The sequence below is a fragment of the Amaricoccus solimangrovi genome (assembly GCF_006385685.1).
Classification (GTDB): domain Bacteria; phylum Pseudomonadota; class Alphaproteobacteria; order Rhodobacterales; family Rhodobacteraceae; genus Amaricoccus; species Amaricoccus solimangrovi.
Map to the genome: position 1 here is coordinate 1 of NZ_VFRP01000096.1, position 1,519 is coordinate 1,519.

The 1,519-nt window shown below is 76.8% G+C and carries 2 protein-coding genes; both read left to right on the forward strand.

Annotated elements, in window-relative coordinates; genetic code table 11:
* The coding region (locus tag FJM51_RS23365; protein WP_210240416.1) for an NAD(P)-dependent oxidoreductase at positions 1-870 on the forward strand (870 nt) is incomplete at its 5' end.
* Positions 867-1,519: LysR family transcriptional regulator (locus FJM51_RS23370; protein WP_140456484.1), on the forward strand; the 653-nt coding region annotated here is incomplete at its 3' end. The genes FJM51_RS23365 and FJM51_RS23370, both read left to right, overlap by 4 nt.

Genomic DNA, 1,519 nt, shown 5'->3' on the forward strand with positions numbered 1-1,519 from the left:
GCGGGCGGGATCGCCCTGATCGGCTTCGGCGAGGCGGCGGAGGCCTTCGTGACCGGCTGGGGCGCCGCGCGGCCCGGCCCGGCGCGAGCCTTCGACGTGAAGCTGCTCGATCCGCCGAAGGCCGGGCCCGTCGCCGCGCGCAGTGGCGTGGCCGGGGTGATCCCTTGCGAGAGCCCGGCGGAGGCGCTTGCCGGCGCCGCTCTGGTGCTCTGCCTCGTCACCGCCGATCAGGCGCTGGCGGCGACCGAGGCGGCGGCCGGCGCGCTGGCGCCTGGCACGCTCTGGCTCGACGGCAATTCCTGCGCGCCCGACACCAAACGCGCGGCGGCGGCGGTGATCGAGGCGTCGGGCGGGGCCTATGTCGATATGGCGATCATGGCGCCGGTCCACCCGAGGCGGCACCTGACCCCGGTCCTGCTCGCCGGGGCCGAGGCCGAAGCGGCGGCGGCCGCGCTCCGGGTGCTCGGGATGCGGCCGGAGGTCGCGGGCGATCGGGTCGGCGACGCCTCGACGATCAAGATGCTGCGCTCGGTCATGGTGAAGGGGATCGAGGCGCTGACGGCGGAATGCTTCCTCGCGGCGCGGCGGGCCGGGGTGGACGCGGCCGTGCTCGCCTCGCTCGACGCTTCCGATCCCGGGATGGACTGGACCCGGCGCGGCGCCTACAATCTCGAGCGGATGATGGTGCACGGCATCCGGCGCGCGGCGGAGATGCGCGAGGTCGCGGCGACGCTGCGCGGGCTCGGCCTGCCCGACCGGCTCGCTCGCGCGACCGCCGCGTGGCAGGACGAGATCGGCGCGCTCGGGCTCGACGGCGGCGCGGCGGATCTCGCCGGGCGCGCCGACCGCGTCCTCTCCCGGCTCGCATGACCGTCAACCTCCGTCATCTGCGGGTCTTCCTCGCCGTGGCGGACTCGGGCTCGATCACCCGGGCGGCGGAGGCGGCGCTGGTCTCGCAGCCCGCCGTGACCCAGGCGATCGCGAAGCTCGAACGCGAGGCGGAGACGGCGCTCTTCCAGCGCACGCCCGGCGGGCTCCATGCGACGCCGGCCGGCGAGGTGCTGGCCGGGCGCGCGCGGCGGGCCTTCGGCTTCATCGACGCGGCCCTCGCGGATCTCGCGCCCCGGCTGCGGCTGACCGCGACGGCGGCGCAGCTGCGCGCGCTGATCGCGGTGCGCGAGGCGGAGAACTTCACCTTGGCCGCGCGCCGGCTCGGCATCGCCCAGCCGACCGTGCACCGCGCGATAACAGGGCTCGAACAGGAGGCGGGGCGGGCGCTCTTCGAGCGCACCTCCTACGGCATGATCGCGACCCGCGCGGCGCAGGCGCTGGCGCGGGCGGCGCGGCTCGCCTTCGCGGAACTCGCGCAGGCCGAGGCGGATGTCGCCGAGACGCTCGGCCGCGAGGCCGGGCGCATCGTCGTCGGCGCGATGCCGCTCTCCCGCGCCACGGTGCTGCCGGCCGCGATCGCCCGGTTCCGCGAGCAGGGCCGGACCCTGCCGATCTCGGTCCGCGACGG